Origin of the sequence: Klebsiella sp. BDA134-6 (assembly GCF_015601345.1) — a bacterium.
Taxonomy (GTDB): Bacteria; Pseudomonadota; Gammaproteobacteria; order Enterobacterales; family Enterobacteriaceae; genus Klebsiella; species Klebsiella grimontii.
In genome coordinates, this window is record NZ_CP064784.1 from 4,779,450 (window position 1) to 4,795,108 (window position 15,659).

A 15,659-nucleotide genomic window follows, 5' to 3' on the forward strand; every position below is an offset into this window, starting at 1 on the left:
TCCTCCAGGAGATACAGATGGAAACCACTCAAACCAGCACCATCGTTTCGGATGCTACCCGTAGCGGTTGGCGTAAGACGGACACCATGTGGATGCTGGGCCTGTACGGCACGGCTATCGGCGCGGGCGTCCTGTTCCTGCCGATCAACGCCGGCGTCGGCGGTATGATCCCGCTGATCATCATGGCGATTCTGGCCTTCCCGATGACCTTCTTCGCCCACCGCGGGATGACCCGTTTCGTGCTGTCCGGTAAGAATCCAGGTGAAGACATCACCGAAGTGGTCGAAGAGCATTTCGGCGTCGGCGCAGGTAAGCTGATTACCCTGCTCTACTTCTTCGCCATCTACCCGATTCTGTTGGTTTACAGCGTGGCGATCACCAATACCGTCGAAAGCTTTATGCTGCACCAGCTGCATATCACGCCGCCGCCGCGCGCGATTCTTTCCCTGATTCTGATTGTCGGCATGATGACCATCGTGCGCTTCGGCGAGCAGATGATTGTGAAAGCGATGAGCGTGCTGGTGTTCCCGTTCGTGGTCGCGCTGATGATCCTGGCCTTTTATCTGATCCCGCAGTGGAACGGCGCGGCGCTGGAGACACTCTCCCTGAGCAGCGCGACCGCGACCGGCAACGGCCTGTGGATGACCCTATGGCTGGCGATTCCGGTCATGGTGTTCTCCTTTAACCACTCGCCGATCATCTCCTCCTTCGCCGTGGCGAAACGCGAAGAGTACGGCCAGGGCGCAGAGAAAAAATGTTCCAGCATTCTGGCCCGCGCGCACATTATGATGGTGCTTACCGTGATGTTCTTCGTCTTCAGTTGCGTACTGAGCCTCTCCCCGGCGGATCTGGCGGCGGCGAAAGATCAGAACATCTCGATTCTGTCTTACCTGGCGAACCACTTTAACGCGCCGATCATCGCCTGGATGGCGCCGATCATTGCGATGATCGCCATCACCAAATCCTTCCTTGGCCACTACCTGGGCGCTCGCGAAGGCTTTAACGGCATGGTGATTAAATCCCTGCGCGGTAAAGGCAAGTCCATCGAAATCAACAAACTGAACAAAATCACCGCCCTGTTCATGCTGGTCACCACCTGGATTGTGGCGACGCTGAACCCCAGCATCCTTGGGATGATCGAAACTCTGGGCGGCCCGATTATCGCGATGATTCTGTTCCTGATGCCGATGTACGCGATTCAGAAAGTCCCGGCGATGCGCAAATACAGCGGCCACGTCAGCAACGTATTCGTAGTGATTATGGGCCTGATTGCTATCTCCGCGATTTTCTACTCTCTGTTTAGCTAATATCCCCCGCGCCGCTTAACGGCGGCGCGCCTCCCGACAGCACTGGATGCATCATGATCAGCGTATTCGATATTTTTAAAATCGGCATTGGCCCTTCCAGCTCCCACACCGTTGGACCGATGAAAGCGGGCAAACAATTCACGGACGATCTTATTGAGCGCGGGCTGCTTCCCGAGGTAACCAAAGTCGTCGTCGATGTCTACGGCTCCCTTTCCCTGACCGGTAAAGGCCACCATACCGACATCGCGATTATTATGGGCCTGGCGGGCAACCTGCCGGATACCGTCGATATCGACGCGATTCCCGGCTTTATCCAGGACGTCAACACCCATGGCCGCCTGATGCTGGCGAACGGCCAGCAGGAAGTGGCGTTCCCGGTCGATCAGTGCATGAATTTCCACGCCGACAACCTGTCGCGGCATGAGAACGGCATGCGTATTACCGCCCTCGGCGGCGAGAAGGTTCTCTACAGCCAGACGTACTACTCCATCGGCGGCGGGTTTATCGTCGACGAAGACCATTTCGGCGTGACCGCCGAAGCGCCTGTCGCCGTCCCTTATCCGTATAAAAGCGCCGCCGACCTGCAGCGCCACTGCCGCGAAAGCGGGCTATCGCTCTCCGGCCTGATGATGCAAAACGAGCTGGCGCTGCACAGTAAAGAAGCGCTGGAGCAGCACTTTGCCGCGGTCTGGGAGGTGATGAGCAGCGGAATTGAGCGCGGCATTACCACCGAGGGGGTTTTGCCGGGCAAGCTGCGGGTTCCCCGTCGCGCCGCCGCGCTGCGCCGGATGCTGGTAAGCCAGGACAATACCAACAGCGACCCGATGGCGGTCGTTGACTGGATTAATATGTTCGCCCTGGCGGTTAACGAAGAGAACGCCGCCGGCGGGCGCGTGGTGACCGCGCCGACCAACGGCGCCTGCGGTATCGTACCTGCGGTGCTGGCCTACTATGACAAGTTCATCCGCAAAGTGAACGCCAACTCGCTGGCGCGCTATATGCTGGTCACCAGCGCCATTGGCTCGCTCTATAAGATGAACGCCTCAATTTCCGGCGCCGAAGTGGGCTGCCAGGGAGAAGTCGGCGTAGCCTGTTCAATGGCGGCGGCCGGTCTGGCTGAACTGCTGGGCGGCAGTCCGGGTCAGGTATGCATCGCTGCGGAAATTGGTATGGAACACAACCTCGGTCTCACCTGCGATCCGGTTGCCGGCCAGGTGCAGGTGCCGTGCATCGAGCGTAACGCTATCGCGGCGGTCAAGGCGGTCAACGCCGCGCGTATGGCCCTGCGCCGCACCAGCGAGCCGCGGGTGTGCCTCGATAAAGTCATCGAGACCATGTACGAAACAGGCAAAGATATGAACGCCAAATATCGTGAAACCTCGCGCGGCGGCCTGGCAATGAAGATTGTCGCCTGCGATTAACCCCTCTCCCGGTATGCTGCGGTATGCCGGGCTGTCTTTTCCCTGCCCTCACCCTTCATTTATGTTATATAAATGATAATTTAGTTATTTATTAGTTATAAAGACGATTTGTTACCTTACGGAAAACCGCTCAAGGAGAACAAATCATGCTCAGATTATCCCGCCCGACGCTGCTGCTCCTGCTTGCAGGCTTATCCACTTCCGCGCTGGCGAAGGCGCCGGAGACCGTGAACATCGGTTATCAGAAAGCGAATATCTTCGCGCTGCTTAAATATCGCGGCACCCTCGATGAAAGCTTCAAAAAGCAGGGTATCGCCGTACGCTGGATTGAATTTCCCGCCGGGCCGCAGATGCTGGAAGGACTGAACGTCGGCAGCATCGATCTTGCCGCCACCGGCGATGCGCCCCCGGCCTTTGCCCAGGCGGCGCAGGCGGATCTGGTCTATTTAGCCCACTCTCCGGCGAACCCAAAAACCGAAGCCATCGTGGTGGCGGAAAACTCGACGATTAAGAGTGTCGCCGACCTTAAAGGCAAGCGCGTGGGGCTCAACAAAGGCTCCGACGTGAACTATCTGCTGGTGACCGCGCTGGAGAAAGCCGGGCTGAGTTATAAAGATATCACGCCGGTCTATCTGCCGCCTGCTGACGCCCGCGCCGCCTTCCAGCGCGGCGCCATTGACGCCTGGGTTATCTGGGATCCGTTCCTCGCCGAAGTGGAAACGAACGCCAAAGCGCGGCAGATTCGCAATGCCGAAGGGCTGGTGCCGCACTACACTTTCTACCTGGCCAGCCGCAAATTTGCCGACACGTATCCGGATACCGCAAAGCAGGTGGTGGATGAGCTGGGTAAACTGAGCGAATGGGCCAACGGTCATCAGGACGATGCCGCCGGGATCCTCTCCACCTCTACCGGGCTGGATAAAGCTATCTGGCTGAAGACGCTGGCGCGTCTGCCTTATGGCGCAGAGCGTATGACGCCTGCGGTCTATAACGAACAGCAGGCGCTGGCGGATACCTTCACCCGTATCGGCCTGCTGCCGGTGAAAGTCGATGTGCGTAGCGCAACCTGGTCGCTGGATAAACAGTAAGCCTTCCCTTCCTTCCCGGGTCGCGGCGCCAGCGCCTTACCCGGGCTACCGGCCCGCAGATGGTGATAGACCCTTAGCCCGGACAGGCTTGTCAAGCGCCGCCTCCGGGAAAAACCTTCCGCCCCACAGTTCAGCCCCTCACCCTTCGGGGAGAGGGGGACCGGCAAAATTAACTCACCTTCTCTTCACGTCCGACCACGACCTGCGCGCCGTAGCGATAGCCTGCGCCCGGATGCGGCGCAGCCAGCCGCGGGCCGGCGCCAAACAGCTTCTCGCGCAGGGTTCCCTCGCGATACTCCTGCTTAAACACGCCGCGCTTTTGCAGCTCCGGGACCAGCAAATCCACCACGTCGCGGAAGGTTTCGTGGGTCACTGCATAGGCGAGGTTAAAGCCATCGACGTCGGTCTCCTCGACCCAGGACTGCAGCTCATCGGCGACCGTCTGCGGGCTGCCGACCACCAGTGGCCCGAAGCCGCCGATCCCCGCCCAGTCCGCCAGCTTCTGTACGGTCCACTGGCTATTCGGATCGGCGGTGGAAAACGCCTCTACCATCGACTGAATCGCGTTGGTATGCAGATACTCCAGCACCTGATCCGGCTGATACTGACCAAGGTCGATGCCGGTCCAGCCGGAGAGCAGCGCCAGCGCCCCTTCGTAGCTAACGTACGGTTTATACTCCTGCCATTTCGCCTGAGCTTCACGGTCGGTTTCGCCGACAATGACCGTCTGCATATTGAAGATCAGGATGCTGCGCGGATCGCGCCCGGCCTCCTCGGCGCGACGGCGAATATCCGCCACCGTCTTTTTCAGCAGCACTTTCGACGGCGCGCCGACAAATACGCACTCCGCGTGGCCGGCGGCGAACTGCTTGCCGCGGCTGGAAGCGCCCGCCTGATAGAGCACCGGCGTACGCTGCGGCGATGGCTCGCAGAGGTGGATCCCCGGCACCGAAAAGAAGTTGCCCTGATGGTTAATCGGATGAATTTTTCGCGGATCGCTGAAGATCTTACGTTCCCTGTCGCGTAGCACCGCGCCATCCTCCCAGCTCCCTTCCAGCAGCTTATAGACCACCTCCAGATACTCATCGGCGTAGTCGTAGCGGGCATCGTGGTCGGTCTGCGCTTTCTGGCCAATATTACGCGCCCCGCTCTCCAGATAGGAGGTCACGATATTCCAGCCCACTCGCCCCTTCGTCAGATGGTCGAGCGTCGACAGGCGGCGGGCGAACGGATAGGGATGCTCAAAAGAGAGCGAAGCGGTCAGACCGAATCCGAGATGCTCCGTCACCAGCGCCATCGGCGTAATCAGCGCCAGCGGATCGTTGACCGGCACCTGCGCCGCCTGGCGGAGCGCCGCATCGCCGTTGCCGTTCAGCACGTCATAGACGCCCAGCACGTCGGCGATAAACAGCCCGTCAAACTTGCCGCGCTCCAGCAAACGCGCCAGGTCGACCCAATACTCAAGGTCTTTATACTGCCAGGAGCGGTCGCGAGGATGGGCCCACAGCCCCGGCGACTGATGGCCGACGCAGTTCATATCAAAAGCGTTCAGACGAATTTCACGTTGTGATGACATAGCGCTCTCCACGACGCGCCCCGCTGTCGGGACGCGCGCATAATCATTAAAGGAATCAGGGGATAAAAGGCGTTCAGAACGCCGGACATCGGGCGGATTGCTTAATGCCCAGCGCCAGTAATGCTTCGGCAGCTACGGCGGCGGCATGGTCAGCTACCTGCGGTAGCCCCATCAGTTCACCGAAGTGGGCCCGCGCGGCGGGCCCGGAGACCAGCAGATTGGGCGCGACCCGCCCTTCCCGGCCAATCGCCCGCGAGCGGCGATCAACGTCCAGCCCGAGGCCAAACGCGTCGGCGCGAATCAGCCCATCCTGGCTCAGCTGGCGCAGCAGCGGCTGGCTGTCGGTGAGGGCCCCGTGCGCCGGGCCGGTGGTTAAAATAAAATGGTCAACGCTCACCCGCTGCGCTTCACCGCCCCGGGGCGAGAGGGTGAGCGTCAATTTTTGCGCGTCGCCTGCCAGCGCAGTAATCCTGGCCGCCAGCACTCGCAGGCTGCCGTTGCGCTGGCGCTGCTCAAGAATCCCGGCGACCTGGGGAGCGATACGGTAGCGGTGAACGTCCCAGTAGCTGCGTAAATGACGCAGGAAGCGCTGACGATCGGCCACCGACAGCGCCTGCCAGATCTCCTGCCCCTGATTACGCACCGCGTCCAGCACCACCTGCCAGGCCTGCCCCCGCTCTGCGGCGCGGTCGATATCCCGGCGGATTTGCCGCAGCCGCTGGCGCAGCGATCCGTAGGTATACTCGCCTTCCCAGGGGTCAGCGCTGCCGCTCAGGTTGCTGCGGGAGAGTAGCCCACGGCGTGAAAATGCCGTTATCGGCCCCCGATGTCCCAGCCGCGTCAGCGTCGCGACGGTATCCGCCATCGTCAGGCCGGTGCCCATGACCGCGACGCTCGCCTCCGGCGCGATAGCGTCCAGCACGCCCGTTCGCCAGGGGTTAGCGATGAGCGCCGGATGGATCGCGAACGGCGTCGCCAGCGACGGCAGAGAGGGCGGCGGATGGCTGATGGCCAGCACCAGCAGATCGGCCCGCAGCCGATGCCCGCCATCGGTGATAATCTCGCCATCTTCAAACCTTAGCGCCTGCTCGCGCAGATGCGTCAGCCGCCCACCGCTGGCGCGCGCCTTCTCGGCAAAACGCTGGGCGACGTAGCGGCCAAACTGGCCGCGCTGCGGATAGACCGCGCCGTCTTCCAACAGAGCCTGCGGATCATCAGCAAAAGCAGGCTGGCTGCGGTACCAGCGGTCGAATGCGCCCTCCTCTTCCCCGGCAAGCTGCATCCGTGCGGCGGGAACGTTAATCCGATGGCTCGGTTCGGTCGTGGAGTAGGCCACGCCCGCACCGGGCACCTCGCGCGGCTCCAGCAGCGTGACCCGCACGCCAGTCGGCGCCAGGCGCAGGAGATGAATAGCCACCGCCGCACCGCTAAATCCGCCGCCGACGATCACTACGTGCGGTTCAGTTTGCATAGCCCACCGCCTTCAGAAACCGGTGTAACATACGCGCCTCCTCAGCTTGCGCTGACCTGTTTCACCGGACGCTTATCGCCGCCGATGGTTTCGCCGAACGGGCCGGTATTGACGCTACGCGCCTTCGGCTGATCGTGGCCTGCCAGCGGCAATAGCGGCATGACCAGGTCAGCGAAACGATGGGCTTCTTCCAGATGCGGATAGCCGGAGAAGATAAAATTGGTGATACCGAGCGCCTGATATTCGCGAATGCGTTCTGCCACCTGCTGCGGATTGCCGACCAGCGCCGTTCCCGCCCCGCCGCGCACCAGCCCTACGCCCGCCCACAGGTTCGGCGCAATACGCAGATTGTCGCGCGATCCTTTATGCAGCGAGCTCATGCGCGCCTGGCCGGTGGAGTCCATACGGGCAAAAATTTTCTGCGCCTGGGCGATGGTCTCGTCATCAAGGTGAGAAATCAGCCGATCGGCGGCGGCCCACGCCTCCTCTTCGGTTTCGCGAACAATCACATGCAGACGAATCCCGTACTGCAACGTGCGGCCCCGGGCGGCGGCGCGCTCGCGCACTACCGCCAGCTTTTCGGCCACCAGCGCCGGCGGCTCCCCCCAGGTCAGGTAGGTATCGATTTGATCGGCGGCAACGTCGATGGCTTCCTCAGAGGAGCCGCCAAAAAACAGCGGCGGGCCGTTTTCCTGTACCGGCGGAAACAGCACTTCCGCGCCTTCCACGTGGATATGCTCGCCGTGATAATCCACCTTTTCACCTTTCAGCAGGCGCGAGTAGACGTCGAGAAATTCGCGGGTGACCTGATAGCGTTCGCCGTGGCTGAGGAAAATACCGTCGCCTTTGTTTTCCACCGGATCGCCGCCGGTGACGACGTTAATGAGCAGCCGACCGCCCGACAGACGGTCGAGCGTCGTCGCCATCCTCGCCGCCAGCGTCGGCGGCTGCAGGCCCGGACGAACGGCCACCAGATAGCGCAGGCGACGGGTCAGCGGCGCCAGCGCCGAGGCCACCAGCCAGGAGTCCTCGCAGCTTTTCCCCGTTGGGATCAGCACGCCGTAGTAGCCGAGGCTGTCGGCCGCCAGCGCTACCTGCTGCAGGTAAGGCAAATCAACCGGCCGCCCGCCCTCCGCGGTGCCCAGGTAGCGACCATCGCCGTGGGTGGGCAGAAACCAGAACACATTGATTTTGTCGTCGGTTTTTTGCGTCATTATCGATTTCCTATATAACCATATTCGATATTTATCGAAGAGTTGTTTTAATTTGGTTATATGAGTGTTAGCGATAATCGTGCCAATGGTGAATAAAAAATTAACAATACAAAATCAGTCGGTTAGATAAAACGGGACCGTATACCGCTGTTGCAAATGCCGCAGCCAATGCGTTCGGACTGCGGCATTTGCAACTGACCGGCGAGTTAGCCCTCTGGTTTCCGTCCCCGGCACAGGATAACTTCAGGATATCAAAAGCCGGAGGTCAACCATGCTGAATCCTGAATTTCCATCCTCAACGCCCACGCTGATCGACCCGGCGTCGAAAGCTTTTCAGAGCCTGCTGGATAAACTGGCCCCAACAGAGGCGACCGTACTGATCGTCGGCGAAACCGGCACCGGTAAAGAGGTCGTCGCCCGCTACCTGCATCACCATAGCCCGCGCCGTCACCGGCCGTTCCTGGCCGTCAACTGCGGCGCGCTCAGCGAAAGCCTGGCGGAAGCGGAGCTGTTCGGCCATGAAAAAGGAGCGTTTACCGGCGCGGTACAAAGCCATCCCGGCTGGTTCGAAGCGGCGGAAGGCGGCACGCTGTTGCTCGATGAAATCGGCGAGCTTAGCCTGGCGCTCCAGGTGAAACTGCTGCGCGTCCTGCAGGAGCGCGAAATCACCCGCGTCGGCTCGCGCAAGGCCATTAAGGTCGATGTGCGGGTGATCGCCGCCACCCACGTGGATCTGATGCAGGCCATCCGCGAGCGTCGTTTCCGCGAAGACCTCTACTATCGACTGAATATCGCCATCGTGCCGCTGCCGCCGCTGCGCCAGCGTCGCCAGGATATTCCGGTGCTGGCGGACCATTTTCTCTCGCTCTACGCCCGCCGCTTAGGTCGCCCGGTTCGCCGTCTGGCCCCGGAGACGCTGGCAAGACTGATGGCGTACACCTGGCCGGGCAATATTCGCGAGCTGGAAAACACCCTGCATAACGCGGTATTGCTGAGTAAAGAAGAGGAGATCGGCCCCGCCCAGCTGCGGCTGACGACCCTGAACAACGAGCCCTCGGCAGTTGGCGATAATGAACTCGACGATTTTATTCGTCGTCAGCTTTCCCTGCCGGGCGAACCGCTGTGGGAAAGGGTCACCGGGGCGCTGATACGCGGCGCGATGGCCCACAGTGACGATAATCAAAGTCAGGCCGCGGCGCTGCTCGGTATCAGCCGCCACGCGCTGCGCACGCAGCTGGCAAATTTAGGCATCATTAAAAGCCGCCGCCGTCAGGAGCCCCGCTACAGCGCGGCGGTCAAAAAGATCTCTCGCGACCGGGAACTGCGTATCGGCTTCCAGCGCTTCGGCAATCTTGGCATCCTGAAAGCGCGACAAAGTCTTGAGCAAGCCTTTGCCAGCCGCGGCGTCAGCGTGCTGTGGAGCGAGTTCCCCGCCGGGCCGCAGCTGCTGCACGCGCTAGCCTGCGATGAAATCGATTTTGGCACCACCGGCGAAGCGCCGCCGGTTTTCGCGCAGGCCAATAACAGCGAGCTGGTCTACGTCGCCTGGGAACCACCCGCGCCGCAAAGCGTGGCGATGGTCGTCCCGCAGCACAGCGACATTCGCACCCTTACCGACCTGCGCGGCAAGCGTATCGCGCTGAATAAAGGTTCTAACGTGCACTGGCTGCTGCTGCATATCCTGGAAGAGGCCGGGCTGGGATTACATGACGTCAAAGTGGTCTATATTCCGCCGAAATATCCACTGACCGCCAGCGATTACCTGGCTGTGGACGCCTGGATGATGTGGGATCCGCTGCTCAGCGACGCGGAAGATAGCGGTGAATTACGGGTTGTCGCCAGCGGCGAGGGGCGCGTCAATAACCACCAGTTCTACCTGTCGCGCCGCGACTACGCCAGCCGCAATAGCGATATCATGCAGCGCCTGCTGGCGGAACTGACGCAGACCGGGCAGTTTATCGACCAGCATCGGGAGGAAGCCGTCGGACTGCTCTCCGCCGAGCTGGGGCTTAACGCCGCTTCTCTGGCCCGAGCCCTGGCGCGCCGCAGCCATCGACCGCGGCCAATGGATCTCCACGTGATTCGCGCCCAGCAAAGTATCGCCGATCGTTTTTACGCGCTGGGCCTGATCCACAAACCGGTGTCGGTACGCGAGGCGGTCTGGTACGGCGAGGCCACTCATAGCGATCCTCGCCTGCTGATGCACGTTGGTTAGCCCGAAACTGCGAGGCATCTTCCTGATTTTCCTGGTGCCAATAGCCTCATCCGCGCGGTGGTGTTACCCTAAAAGACGTTGAGAATAAGGGGGATCCGTGGCCGTTCATTTGCTAATCGTCGACGCACTTAATCTGATTCGCCGCATCCATGCGGTGCAGGGGTCACCCTGCGTCGATACCTGCCTGCATGCGCTCGAACAGCTGGTGGTTCATAGCCAGCCGACCCACGTGGTGGCGGTATTTGATGATGAAGACCGCGGCCACGGCTGGCGGCATCAGCGCCTGCCCGATTATAAAGCCGGGCGCGCGCCGATGCCGGAGACCCTCGAAGCGGAAATGCCGGCGCTGCGGGCGGCGTTTGAGCAGCGCGGGTTTCGCTGCTGGGCGCTCAGCGGCAGCGAAGCTGACGATCTCGCCGCGACCCTGGCGGTAAAGGTGGCGCAGGCCGGCCATCAGGCAACCATCGTTTCAACCGACAAAGGCTACTGCCAGCTGCTGTCGCCGACGATTCGCATCCGCGACTATTTCCAGAAGCGCTGGCTCGACGCGCCGTTTATCGCCAAAGAGTTTGGCGTGACGCCGGAGCAGCTGCCCGACTACTGGGGGCTGGCGGGCATCAGCAGCTCAAAGGTTCCCGGCGTGGCGGGGATTGGTCCAAAAAGCGCCGCCCAGCTATTAACCGATTTCCAGGATCTGGAAGGAATCTACGCGCGGCTGGCGGACGTGCCGGAGAAGTGGCGCAAGAAGCTGGAAGAACAGCAAGAGATGGCCTTCACCTGCCGGGAAATCGCACGTCTGCAAACCGATTTACAGCTGGACGGCAACCTGCAGCAGCTGCGGCTGGCCCGCTAGCGCTGGGGCTTCCCGGAGGCAATGCTGCGCATCTTTCCGGGCTACCGATCCGCAGACGGTGATGACCCAGTAGCCCCGGTAAGGCGCCAGCCACCACCGGGGGAATAAGCGAAGCCGCACTGGATCTGTTTCCCGGAAGCCGTCGGCAGAAACCTTCGCTTACGGCATCACTCTTCGATACGCAATCCGTAGGTTTTGAATTTCTCCAGCACAACGGCGATGGCCTCGTCATCAAGAACCGGCACCGGATCGATAATCGCCAGGGTACTGAGATAGAGCTGCGCCAGTACCTCAACTTCATGCGCCAGCCACAGGGCCTTTTCCAGATTCTCTTCACAAGCGATCAGTCCATGGTGCTGCAGCAGCGTCGCTTTACGATTTTTCAACGCCACGGCCACATGTTCAGACAGCTCGCGGGTACCGAACGTGGCGTATGGCGCGCAGGGGATAGAGTTGCCCCCCGCCGCCGCAATCATATAGTGAATGGCGGGAATGGGGCGATTGAGGATCGACACCGCCGTGCAGTGAACCGCGTGATTATGCACCACCGCGTGCGCGTCAGGGCGGGTCTGATAGGCCGCCAGATGAAAACGCCACTCGCTGGACGGCAGTTTACCCTGTTCGTGCTGGCCTTCGGCATCGATATACACAATATGCGCCTCCGTCAGCTTTTCATATGGAATACCCGTCGGCGTGATCAGCATTCCCCCTTGATAACGCACGCTCACGTTGCCGGCGGTCCCCTGATTTAACCCCAGCCGGGTCATTTCCAGGCAGGTATCAATAATCTGCCGGGCCAGTCTATTTCGTTCCATTCTTTACCTCTCTTTATGATGCGCAATGCCACAACAGACGGCTCGTCGGATAAGACGCGCGACGCTGTTGAATAACTCGAATAATTGCCCATCATCTTCATCCCGAATAATCAGAAAGGAATTTACATTCACCGGTTCTGTGATACCTCTCACTTATTTCAGGCTAAAAAAAGCGTTCTCTCGTTTTTGCCTGATAAAAAAATGCCCGTTCTTACTCATAGATTTAAAAACGGGCATTTTGCTGATAGTTTTAACAACTGACCGTTTTCTTTATTATAAATTAAATCGGGCATTCAACCTGTGGGTTTTAGAATTAACTTCCTCAAACGGTCATGTTTTTCTGATAATTAAAGTGATGATAATCACATAAAATCACCGAGGGGATGCTAAATGTGACCGTCATCATATTAAAAGGCGTTTTTAATTTGAAAATGCATTCATGAGTTCATTCCGTGATGTTTATTTCACTGTTGACGTCGCCGCAAGAGCTCACCTGATTATTGTGGTCTGGTGGGCATAAGCCGGCCGCTGAACACGCTTCTGAACCAATGAGGATGCTATGGGAAACACAACAATACAAACGCAGAGTTTTCGTGCGGTAGAGACAGGGAAAAGCAAGCGCTACATTATTCCCTTCGCCCTGCTGTGCTCGTTATTTTTTCTTTGGGCGGTCGCTAATAATCTCAACGATATTTTATTACCACAATTTCAACAAGCCTTTACGCTGACGAATTTTCAGGCCGGACTGATTCAATCCGCCTTTTATTTCGGCTATTTCGTCATCCCTATTCCGGCCGGAATCTTGATGAAAAAGTTAAGTTATAAAGCCGGCATTATTACCGGACTGTTCTTATATGCTTTTGGCGCCGCGCTATTCTGGCCCGCCGCCGAGGTCATGAATTACACCTTATTTCTGATTGGCCTGTTTATTATTGCTGCGGGCTTAGGGTGTTTAGAAACCGCGGCAAACCCGTTTGTTACCGTGTTAGGCCCAGAAAGCGGCGGTCACTTCCGGCTTAATCTTGCCCAGACCTTTAACTCGTTTGGCGCCATTATTGCGGTGGTTTTTGGGCAAAGTCTTATTTTGTCTAATGTGCCGCATCAATCGCAGGATGTGCTCGATAAAATGGCTCCGGAGCAGCTTAGCGCCTATAAGCACAGCCTGGTGCTCTCGGTGCAAACCCCGTATATGATCATCGTCGCGGTTGTCTTACTGGTCGCTCTGTTGATTATGTTGACCAAATTTCCGGCCCTGCAGAGCGACGACCATAGTGACGCCAACCAGAGTTCTTTCTCCGCTTCCCTTGCTCGCCTGGTCCGCGTTCGCCACTGGCGCTGGGCTGTGCTGGCGCAGTTCTGCTACGTTGGCGCGCAAACCGCCTGCTGGAGCTATCTGATTCGCTACGCTATCGAAGAGATCCCCGGCATGACGCCCGGTTTCGCCGCCAACTATCTGACCGGCACCATGGTGTGCTTCTTTATCGGCCGCTTCTCCGGTACCTGGCTCATCAGCCGCTTCGCGCCGCATAAAGTGCTGGCGGCCTACGCCCTGCTTTCCATGATCCTGTGCCTGATTTCCGCTTTCACCGGCGGCCACGTGGGTCTGCTGGCCCTGACGCTGTGCAGCGCTTTTATGTCCATTCAGTATCCGACCATCTTCTCGCTGGGCATCAAAAACCTGGGGCAGGACACCAAATACGGCTCCTCTTTTATCGTCATGACCATTATTGGCGGCGGGATCGTCACCCCGGTGATGGGCTTTGTCAGCGACGCCGCCGGCAATATTCCCACCGCGGAGCTGGTTCCGGCCCTGTGCTTTGCCGTCATCTTCATTTTCGCCCGTTTCCGTTCGCAAACGGCAGCTAACTAAACATTTATCCGAATAACGTGAGGAATCTGTAATGAAAAAAATCAGCTTACCGAAAATTGGCATTCGCCCGGTGATCGATGGACGCCGCATGGGAGTACGCGAGTCGCTGGAAGAACAAACCATGAACATGGCGAAAGCCACCGCCGCGCTGATCGCGGAAAAACTGCGTCACGCCTGCGGCGCGCAGATTGAGTGCGTCATCGCCGACAGCTGCATCGCGGGTATGGCGGAGTCCGCTGCCTGCGAGGAGAAATTCAGCAGCCAGAACGTCGGCGTCACCATTACCGTCACCCCGTGTTGGTGCTACGGCAGCGAAACTATCGATATGGATCCGCTGCGGCCAAAAGCCATCTGGGGCTTTAACGGCACCGAGCGCCCCGGCGCGGTTTACCTTGCGGCGGCGCTGGCGGCGCATAGCCAGAAGGGTATTCCGGCATTCTCCATTTATGGCCACGACGTACAGGACGCCGACGACACCACCATTCCGCCGGATGTCGAAGAAAAACTGCTGCGCTTTGCCCGCGCCGGCTTAGCGGTCGCCAGCATGAAGGGCAAAAGCTATCTTTCCGTCGGCGGCGTGTCGATGGGGATTGCCGGTTCTATCGTCGATCACAACTTCTTCGAGTCCTGGCTCGGTATGAAAGTGCAGGCGGTGGACATGACCGAACTGCGCCGCCGCATCGACCAGAAAATCTATGATGAAAGCGAGCTGGAAATGGCGCTGGCGTGGGCGGATAAAAACTTCCGCTACGGCGAAGACCAGAACGCGCAGCAGTATAAGCGCAATGCCGAACAGAGCCGCGCGGTGCTGAAAGAGAGCCTGCTGATGGCGATGTGCATTCGCGACATGATGCAGGGCAACAGCAAGCTGGCGGAAAAAGGGCTGGTCGAAGAGTCATTGGGCTATAACGCCATCGCTGCGGGTTTTCAGGGCCAGCGCCACTGGACCGATCAATACCCCAACGGCGATACCGCCGAAGCGCTGCTCAATAGCTCGTTCGACTGGAACGGCGTACGCGAACCCTTTGTCGTCGCCACGGAAAACGACAGCCTCAACGGCGTGGCAATGCTGATGGGCCACCAGTTGACCGGCACCGCTCAGGTATTTGCCGACGTGCGCACCTACTGGTCGCCGGAAGCGGTAGAACGCGTCACCGGACAACCGCTCACCGGGCTGGCGGAGCACGGCATCATCCACCTGATCAACTCCGGTTCGGCGGCGCTGGACGGCGCCTGCAAACAGCGCGATGCGGAAGGCAAGCCAACCATGAAACCGCACTGGGAAATCAGCCAGCAGGAGGCCGACGCCTGCCTGGCGGCCACCGAATGGTGCCCGGCGATTCATGAATACTTCCGCGGCGGCGGCTTCTCCTCCCGCTTCCTGACCGAAGGCGGCGTGCCGTTCACCATGACCCGCGTGAATATCATCAAAGGTCTTGGCCCGGTACTGCAAATCGCCGAAGGCTGGAGCGTAGAGCTGCCGAAAGCGATGCATGACCAACTCGATGCCCGCACCAACTCCACCTGGCCCACGACCTGGTTTGCGCCGCGCCTGACCGGTAAAGGCCCGTTCTCCGACGTCTACTCGGTGATGGCGAACTGGGGCGCTAACCACGGCGTGCTGACCATCGGGCACGTCGGCGCCGACTTTATCACCCTGGCGTCGATGCTGCGGATCCCGGTCTGCATGCATAACGTAGATGAGGCGAAAATTTATCGCCCCTCCAGCTGGTCTGCGCACGGTATGGATAGCGAAGGCCAGGATTACCGCGCCTGCGAAAACTACGGCCCGCTGTATAAACGTTAATGCGGCTTTGCCCGGTGGCGCA

At 59.5% G+C, this 15,659-nt stretch carries 11 protein-coding genes; 7 read left to right on the plus strand and 4 right to left on the minus strand.

What is annotated here, in order from left to right; translation table 11 throughout:
• Window positions 1-17: 17 nt before the first annotated feature.
• The 3 genes from IYV58_RS22035 to IYV58_RS22045 all read left to right on the plus strand — a co-directional run bounded on the left by IYV58_RS22035 (window position 18) and on the right by IYV58_RS22045 (window position 3,816).
• On the plus strand, window positions 18-1,307 hold the full coding sequence (locus tag IYV58_RS22035) for an HAAAP family serine/threonine permease (protein WP_004124376.1): 1,290 nt from the start codon (window positions 18-20) through the stop codon (window positions 1,305-1,307).
• Window positions 1,308-1,360: 53 nt separating this feature from the next.
• On the plus strand, window positions 1,361-2,728 hold the full coding sequence (locus IYV58_RS22040; RefSeq protein ID WP_004124379.1) for an L-serine ammonia-lyase: 1,368 nt from the start codon (window positions 1,361-1,363) through the stop codon (window positions 2,726-2,728).
• A gap of 146 nt (window positions 2,729-2,874) precedes the next feature.
• The gene (locus tag IYV58_RS22045; protein WP_004124383.1) at window positions 2,875-3,816 is read left to right on the plus strand and encodes an aliphatic sulfonate ABC transporter substrate-binding protein; all 942 of its coding nucleotides are present in this window, start codon (window positions 2,875-2,877) and stop codon (window positions 3,814-3,816) included.
• Window positions 3,817-3,985: 169 nt separating this feature from the next.
• Here IYV58_RS22045 and IYV58_RS22050 read toward each other — a convergent pair whose 3' ends face one another.
• From IYV58_RS22050 to ssuD, 3 genes are all read right to left on the minus strand, one after another.
• On the minus strand, window positions 3,986-5,392 hold the full coding sequence (locus tag IYV58_RS22050) for an LLM class flavin-dependent oxidoreductase (protein ID WP_004124386.1): 1,407 nt from the start codon (window positions 5,390-5,392) through the stop codon (window positions 3,986-3,988).
• A 73-nt stretch (window positions 5,393-5,465) separates the two neighbouring features.
• Entirely contained in the window at window positions 5,466-6,863 is a 1,398-nt protein-coding gene (locus IYV58_RS22055; RefSeq protein ID WP_195729260.1) for an FAD/NAD(P)-binding protein, read from the minus strand.
• 41 nt (window positions 6,864-6,904) lie between these two features.
• Window positions 6,905-8,077: an FMNH2-dependent alkanesulfonate monooxygenase gene (gene ssuD, locus IYV58_RS22060; protein ID WP_049088640.1), complete on the minus strand. Its 1,173-nt coding sequence runs from the start codon at window positions 8,075-8,077 to the stop codon at window positions 6,905-6,907.
• 271 nt (window positions 8,078-8,348) lie between these two features.
• Here ssuD and IYV58_RS22065 point away from each other — a divergent pair, with 271 nt between their 5' ends.
• Together IYV58_RS22065 and xni are read left to right on the plus strand one after the other, a co-directional pair.
• Window positions 8,349-10,292 carry a sigma-54-dependent Fis family transcriptional regulator gene (locus IYV58_RS22065; RefSeq protein WP_195729261.1) on the plus strand — a complete coding sequence of 648 codons (1,944 nt, stop codon included), beginning with the start codon at window positions 8,349-8,351 and terminating at the stop codon, window positions 10,290-10,292.
• 97 nt (window positions 10,293-10,389) lie between these two features.
• The gene (gene xni / locus IYV58_RS22070) at window positions 10,390-11,145 is read left to right on the plus strand and encodes a flap endonuclease Xni (protein WP_004124395.1); all 756 of its coding nucleotides are present in this window, start codon (window positions 10,390-10,392) and stop codon (window positions 11,143-11,145) included.
• Between the two features lie 167 nt (window positions 11,146-11,312).
• Here xni and fucA read toward each other — a convergent pair whose 3' ends face one another.
• Complete coding sequence (gene fucA / locus IYV58_RS22075) at window positions 11,313-11,960, minus strand: L-fuculose-phosphate aldolase (protein ID WP_004124398.1); 648 nt, start codon at window positions 11,958-11,960, stop codon at window positions 11,313-11,315.
• 559 nt (window positions 11,961-12,519) lie between these two features.
• Between fucA and fucP the strand changes: the two genes are divergently transcribed.
• Window positions 12,520-13,830, plus strand: coding sequence for an L-fucose:H+ symporter permease (gene fucP / locus IYV58_RS22080; protein WP_004124401.1), 1,311 nt, complete (start codon window positions 12,520-12,522; stop codon window positions 13,828-13,830).
• A gap of 31 nt (window positions 13,831-13,861) precedes the next feature.
• Entirely contained in the window at window positions 13,862-15,637 is a 1,776-nt protein-coding gene (gene fucI, locus IYV58_RS22085) for an L-fucose isomerase (RefSeq protein ID WP_004124404.1), read from the plus strand.
• Window positions 15,638-15,659 lie beyond the last annotated feature (22 nt).